This is a genomic window from Sulfuricaulis sp. (assembly GCF_040901545.1).
Taxonomy (GTDB): Bacteria; Pseudomonadota; Gammaproteobacteria; order Acidiferrobacterales; family Sulfurifustaceae; genus Sulfuricaulis.
Map to the genome: position 1 here is coordinate 1 of NZ_JBBDYL010000021.1, position 6,319 is coordinate 6,319.

General features: G+C 57.2%; 6 protein-coding genes. 1 reads left to right on the forward strand and 5 read right to left on the reverse strand.

Annotation, left to right across the window (positions count from 1 at the left end; translation table 11 throughout):
* Positions 1–56 precede the first annotated feature (56 nt).
* The 5 genes from mutM to WD823_RS03410 form a co-directional block, all read right to left on the reverse strand.
* Positions 57–872: a bifunctional DNA-formamidopyrimidine glycosylase/DNA-(apurinic or apyrimidinic site) lyase gene (mutM, locus tag WD823_RS03390; protein WP_368428081.1), complete on the reverse strand. Its 816-nt coding sequence runs from the start codon at positions 870–872 to the stop codon at positions 57–59.
* A 153-nt stretch (positions 873–1,025) separates the two neighbouring features.
* Positions 1,026–1,943, reverse strand: a complete 918-nt coding sequence (locus tag WD823_RS03395; RefSeq protein WP_368428082.1) for a DUF4340 domain-containing protein — start codon at positions 1,941–1,943, stop codon at positions 1,026–1,028.
* 13 nt (positions 1,944–1,956) lie between these two features.
* A complete protein-coding gene (locus WD823_RS03400) occupies positions 1,957–3,303 on the reverse strand; it encodes a GldG family protein (RefSeq protein WP_368428083.1) in 1,347 nt (448 codons plus the stop codon).
* A gap of 2 nt (positions 3,304–3,305) precedes the next feature.
* The gene (locus WD823_RS03405; protein WP_368428084.1) at positions 3,306–4,055 is read right to left on the reverse strand and encodes an ABC transporter permease subunit; all 750 of its coding nucleotides are present in this window, start codon (positions 4,053–4,055) and stop codon (positions 3,306–3,308) included.
* On the reverse strand, positions 4,052–5,041 hold the full coding sequence (locus WD823_RS03410; protein ID WP_368428085.1) for an ABC transporter ATP-binding protein: 990 nt from the start codon (positions 5,039–5,041) through the stop codon (positions 4,052–4,054). The genes WD823_RS03405 and WD823_RS03410 overlap by 4 nt, the downstream gene beginning before the upstream one ends.
* A gap of 262 nt (positions 5,042–5,303) precedes the next feature.
* Here WD823_RS03410 and WD823_RS03415 point away from each other — a divergent pair, with 262 nt between their 5' ends.
* Positions 5,304–5,879, forward strand: a complete 576-nt coding sequence (locus tag WD823_RS03415) for a hypothetical protein (RefSeq protein ID WP_368428086.1) — start codon at positions 5,304–5,306, stop codon at positions 5,877–5,879.
* Positions 5,880–6,319: the final 440 nt, after the last annotated feature.

Consider the following 6,319-nt stretch of genomic DNA (forward strand, 5'->3'; position numbering starts at 1 on the left):
TTGGGCGCTACTGCCGCCGTCTCCGAAGGAGCTGCGCCTCGGGATCCGGCGGCTACTTACATCTGGCACTTTGGGCAGAAAAACGCGGTTCTTTGGCCTAATCGCTTGGCCCGAATCGGTGTCCGGCACACGGGACATGGTTCACCTTCATGCCCGTAGACGCTGAGCGAGAGATGGAAATACCCCGGTTGGCCGTCGCTGCCGCGGAAATCACGCAAGGTGGTGCCGCCGGCTTGGATGGCGCGGTTAAGTGTGTCACGAATGGCCAAAGCCAGACGACCGTACTGGATGCGGGTAATTTTTTCGGCGCGCCGCGCCGGTCGAATGCCGGCGGCGAACAGGGCTTCGTTGGCGTAAATATTGCCGACCCCCGCGAGCAGCCTGCCGTCAAGCAAGGCATCGCGAATGGCGCGCCGGCGGCCGCGTAATTTTTCGAAGAGATAATCTCCGTGAAAATCCGCTGACAAGGGTTCTGGCCCGAGATGCTTCAATAATTTGTGTTGCAGGGGGTTATCGCGGACCCATAGCACGGCACCGAATCTCCGCGGATCGTGCAACCGCAGACAATCGCCGCTATTGAAAACAATATCCACATGATCGTATTTATCCGGAGGTTGCGTGCCGTCGACCACCCGCAGGCTGCCGGACATGCCGAGATGGAGTATCAAGGTGCCCGTGGCAGTGGCCAGCAACAAATATTTCCCGCGCCGCGTAACAGTATGAATGGTTCGCCCGGGCAACTCCCTTTTGAGTTTAGTCGACACGCGCCAACGCAGTCGGGAATTGCGCACAACGATGCTGGTTATGGTTTTTCCCACCACGTGCGGTTCAATGCCGCGGCGGGTCGTTTCGACTTCGGGGAGTTCCGGCATGATAATAATTTATTGGATCATACGGGACATCAGTTCGGAAAATGACTATTGCTCATTTGTGCACCATTGAGGCCGTGACTTCGTCTGAATCTCCGACGGATAGCGCGCGACGAGGAAAATAATAAATTACTGTGTCTTCTATGGGAAAAATGTTTAGTCGGGTTTCAAATTCAGCAGACGCACGCCGGTTTGTTCGGTGAAATGGTATTGCAGGTTTTCATCCTGCCGCAACAGGATAAATTCAGGTTTGTAGGCAAGAATCCCGAGGTGCAGTTTGACTTCCTTGTTGTCCCGCAGGCTGGTCAGCGCAATTTTTCCGATTTCATCACCGCCGGAATATCTGTCAACCCTGAGCGCACTGGCATTTTGCCAACTGGCCACGAAATCGTTAATTTGGTCGGAGGTGAGTGTTTGGTCCGTTGGCTGCCGGTGCCAGACCCCATCCTTCAGTGTGAGCGAAAAACCGGGCAGTCGGAGCGCCACCAGCTTGCGATCCTCCTCGAATAAACGGCTGGCGATGAAGTTGGTATAGGGATAAGCGGCAATAGCCAGGTAATGGGCGGGTATCAGGACCACTTCATTTTTGTAAAGAACGTAAACCTGGTTGGTAAGTGGATGCATGGCGCCGAAGGCGATGGCTTCGTTATCAAACCATAGACGCGACTGCGGCTTGTCCAGGCCGAACTTGGCGAGTTCTCCGGTGACGGCCGGTATGCGCGTCTCAGCGGGCGCTGATAGCGTGCGCAGCAGGCTTTCAATGTTGAAACGATTGACGCGCGCCGGGAGTGGCGCAGTCAGCCTCCATACTTCACTGGTCTTATCCAGGGTAATAGCCGGTTGTTCCGGACGGTCGATGCGTATTTGGGATATTGCGGTTGTCGACAGGGTGGTCAGTGGCGTGGCGGAAGCGTTTTTTTCCTGCCCACTGCGGTGGATCATCGCCCAAGTGAGCGCGCCGATGAGCAACAACAAAGCGACATTGAGCAGCCACCGGCGCTTGAGGCCCGAAATACGGTGATCACCATCGGGTGTCTCGGTTATATTGCGGGAAGTTTTCAGTGGATTGACCACGGGTATTTCGATATTAACGTTTCCGTCGCCGCAGCCAGATGAGTAATCCGCTGCTGATCATGAGGAGCGGCAGCACCCCGAGAAAACCCGTGGCAATCGCGAACTGGGCGGTACGCGACAGATTGAGCGCGCGGTCACGGGCGGTTTTGACCGGGATGCTGACGTAGACGTCATCGTGTGAGAGCCAATTGATAACGCTCATGCCGAGATCGAGATTGCCGGCGTTGGCGATGTAGGTGTTCGCCAGAAAATCTCCATCACCGATGATGATGATGCGTTGCTCGCGTTTTTCCTGGTTGCGCATGAGCGCCACCGCGAGATTGAGCGGGCCACGAACATCCTCGCCTTTGTCGAACTGGATCGGTCCCGTTAGCGATCCGGTCTCGGACCAACTGGAGGCGCGCGTGTCAATTAATACCGATCCCCGCCAGCCTTCGGGCGCGATCAAACTGATGCCGCTGGCTTGCGGGAATACCGTGTTGTCGCCAAAGTTGCGCACCACGGGATGGTTGCCGTACTTGGCGATTACAATCGCGGCGGCGCTGCCGGTAATCGCTTCCGAAACCGGGTCCACGATCACGCCGGGTTGAAACTCCACGCCCAGCAATTCGGCCAGCGGTTCGAGCCCGAAAAGCGGGCCGGGGTCATGCAGCCAGAGCAGATTGCCGCCGCGTTCAAGATAATTTTCAATTTCCCTTACCTCGCCCGCCAGGAGTTGCGTGCGCGGACCGGCAATCACCAGTACATTGGTGTTGTCCGGAATCTGGGGGTGATCGCCGAGCGAAAGTGTTTTGGCCTTGAAACCGCGTTTTTGCAGTTGTGCGGCCCAAGTCGATAAATCAAAATTCGCCCGCTTGTCGGGACTGCGTTCCCCATGACCGCCGAGGAACACCACCCAGCGCTCGCCGCGATGGCCCAGGCGCGTCAAGACGTTGGTAAAATTTTCCTCATTGAACTGGGCCGGAGACAGACTTTCCCTGGAGCCGGCGTATTCGAAGACGAGTTCCCCGTCAAATTGAACCCCGGCATCCCGCACGCGCTCAGGCGCCGTGTCGGGATTGACAAACTCAAGCTGAATATCCGGCTTGAATTTTTGATAGCGCCCTACCAGGTCTTGAATAATGCGCCGTATTTCACCGCGCTGGCTGGCATAGGCGGTGATCTTGAGTGGCTCCTTGAGCCGTCCCACCACGGTGACGCTGGCCGGGGCGAGCGAATGGCGGCGTGCCTGCGTCCAGTCGAATTGCATATGATATTCGATTGCCAGCCATTGCAGCAGCCCGACGGCGAGCAGAAACAGCACCACAAAGCTCGCGTTTAGAAGCCGGAGTTGCCATTTGGTGTGCGGGGTGTGATACATGCCTAGCCCCCGATTCGGTCCGCATCCAGACGGCGGATGCTGAGTACGAGGAAAGTGGTAATAAGCAGTACATGATAGATGGCATCGGCGCTGTCAAAAATGCCATCAAGAAACGGTTTGTAGTGATTGAAGAGCGACAAATAGGCGATCAAGTTCCCGCCGCGCAAACCTTGCCCGGACCAGTCAAGAATCCAGAACATGAGCAGCGCGCCAAAGGTGCTTATGGCGGCGACGGTGGAGTATTGCGTCAGCGTGGACATAAACAGGCCCACGGCGGCAAATCCCCCCACCAGTAGCGCGAGCCCGAGGAAACCCGAGCCGAGCAGGCCAAAATCGAGACTCGCTCCCGCGACCAGCGACAACGGCATCAAGGCGGTCAGCAGCAGCAGGAGCAGGAGAAAAAGCAGAATCCCGAAATATTTCCCGAGCACGATTTCTGTCATTGAAACCGGCGCGCTGAAAAGTAATGTGAGCGTGCGGTTGCGCCGTTCCTCCGCCACCAGACGCATGGTCAGCAGCGGTACTACCAGCAGGAAGAGGATGGCGGCGTTTCCCAGAAGATCGGGGATCACGAATTCCGTGACGCCCGGCGCGCCATCCATTGCCAGGAACTGCGATTGATATAGTTGATATATTTCCACACGGCCCAAAAACAGATACGCCAGGATCAGCTGTACCACGGACAGGATGGCCCACGCGAGCGGCGAGAGAAAAATTGATTTCAGTTCGCGTAGGCCGATGGTCAATATCATGGTTCGGTTCGCGACTCGTTGGCCGACGCAGGAATTTCTGTCGTGGTTTCGATATTCGGAACGGCTTCCGTGGTCAGATCGAGGAATATTTGTTCCAGCGAGAGACGCGCCGGCCTGATTTCATACAGGCCCCAGTTTTTTTTAACCGCCATTCGAAGGATTTCTTCCGTCGGATTACGCTCCGGTTCGTGAAAGATTCGCAGGCGGCCGTTTGTTTCAGGTTGCACCGAATTCACGCCGGGCACTTTCTCCAGAATTTCCAGAGCCGGAACACGATGAAATGCCACGGTGAGCGATGCGGATTTCATGTGTTTTTCCAGGCCGTCGATGCTTTCGCTCAGCACCAGTTCCCCTTTGTTGATAATCTGCACGCGATCACAGGTGGTCTGCACCTCGGGGAGTATGTGTGTCGACAGTATGACGCCATGCTCTTCGCCCAGCTCGCGAATCAGCAATCGGATTTCGCGTATCTGGATCGGGTCGAGTCCGACGGTGGGTTCGTCCAGAATCACCACCGGCGGCAAGTGGATAATCGCCTGCGCGATACCCACGCGCTGCTGGTAGCCTTTGGAAAGATTGCCGATAAGACGTCCACCGGTGTTTTCCAGGCCGCACCGCGCTTTGGCGTGGTTACGCGCCTGCTTGCGACGGGCGAGGGGAATGCGGCTCAGCGCCGCGCGGTAATCGAGATATTCATCCACCGTGAGTTCACGGTACAACGGCGGATTCTCCGGCAGATAGCCGATCTGGCTCTTGGCGGCGCGCGGATCCTCGAGCAGATCGTGACCGTTAATGGTGATGCTTCCTCCCGATGGCGCGAGGTTACCGCTGATAATCTGCATCGTGGTGGTTTTGCCCGCGCCGTTGGGGCCGAGGAATCCGAGCACTTCTCCCTGCCGGATGGTAAAGCTGACGTCTTTGACCGCCTGGAGCGCGCCGTAGAAACGCGAAAGGTTTTTTACTTCGACCAAAGCGGCGGTATTCATCGCATGCCAAAAATCGGGCTGCTGGGATTTTCAAGCATGGTCGGCATTTAATGGAGCGGGGCACGGAATGTCAAATACCGGGATTGAACATGCCACTATTTCGAAAGTGACAAAGCCCGCCCGCCGGTTTTCCGCGGATCCGGCCCGTGGCGCGCGGGTAATCCTGATCTTTTATGTAAGTGCTTATAAATAATGAACTTTTATTATTTGATCTCATTGGCATGGAATATGCCTTTCTCAAAGGTGAGACAAGGTCATAGCCATGCGAAAAATTCTGACCATCCTGGGCGCGTTGTGCGCCATCCTCTTCTGGACCGGGGCCGGCGAGACCTCCGATCCGGTGCTGTCCGTCACTGAAATTCCCGCGGAGATCGCCGCCAGCTGCGCCGATTCCGCCGCCGGTGAAGCCATGACTTGTCATCAGTCTGATTTCAGTCGCCAATGGGTGGCCAAAACCGATCGAGGCCACTTATTCTTGGTGACCGATGAATCGTGCCTGGGTAACGGTTGTCGCGTCTGGCTGGTTGAGAAATCAGCCGGGTCGGTGGTCATGCTGTTGACCTTCAATAAAATCTTTCGTCTGCATAATGGCTCGGGCAAATATCCTGTCGTCGAAAGCTATACCGAGCTTGCTGCATCGCAGGGCGTCTACAGCCGCTACGAATGGAATGGGTTGACATATACCCGCACCTCCAGCCGTCCGGTTTATCTGGTTGATGGCTGGGAATGCGGTACTCTCAAAGAATGCCGCTTCGCCGCGTCCGAGGCACTCAAGCAGCAACAGGTGGACCGCGCGGTGAAAATCTGGGAAAACACCCACGGCATTTCCTGGATCTAGCCGCCGGATCCCGAGGCGCAGGGCGACTCCCTTCCGAGGCGCAGTAGCGGCTCCGTCCCGTGGCGCAGCTCCTTCGGACGGAGACGCAAGGCCGCCACATATGGAAGCGTCTACTATGAGCCGCTTGGCCACCACCTCCGAAAGCGCGTTCGCCTCGGGAGGTGGCGGCCCTTCGAAGGGAGGACGCCGGGCTGCCACAAGAAACCAAGCTCATTGAGTCGCCTGGCCGCCACCGCCGAAGGAGCTGCGCCACGGGCGGTGGCGGCAGCGACTCCGTCCCGTGGCGTAGCTCTTTCGGACGGAGGAAGCGGGCTGCCGTTCCAGAGCCTTATTCCTTGAGTCGCTCGGCTGCCATCTCCGAAAGCCTGCGTCTCGGGATCTGGCGGGGCGACTCCCTTCCGAGGCGCAGCTCCTTCGAAGGGAGGACGCCGGGCCGCCAC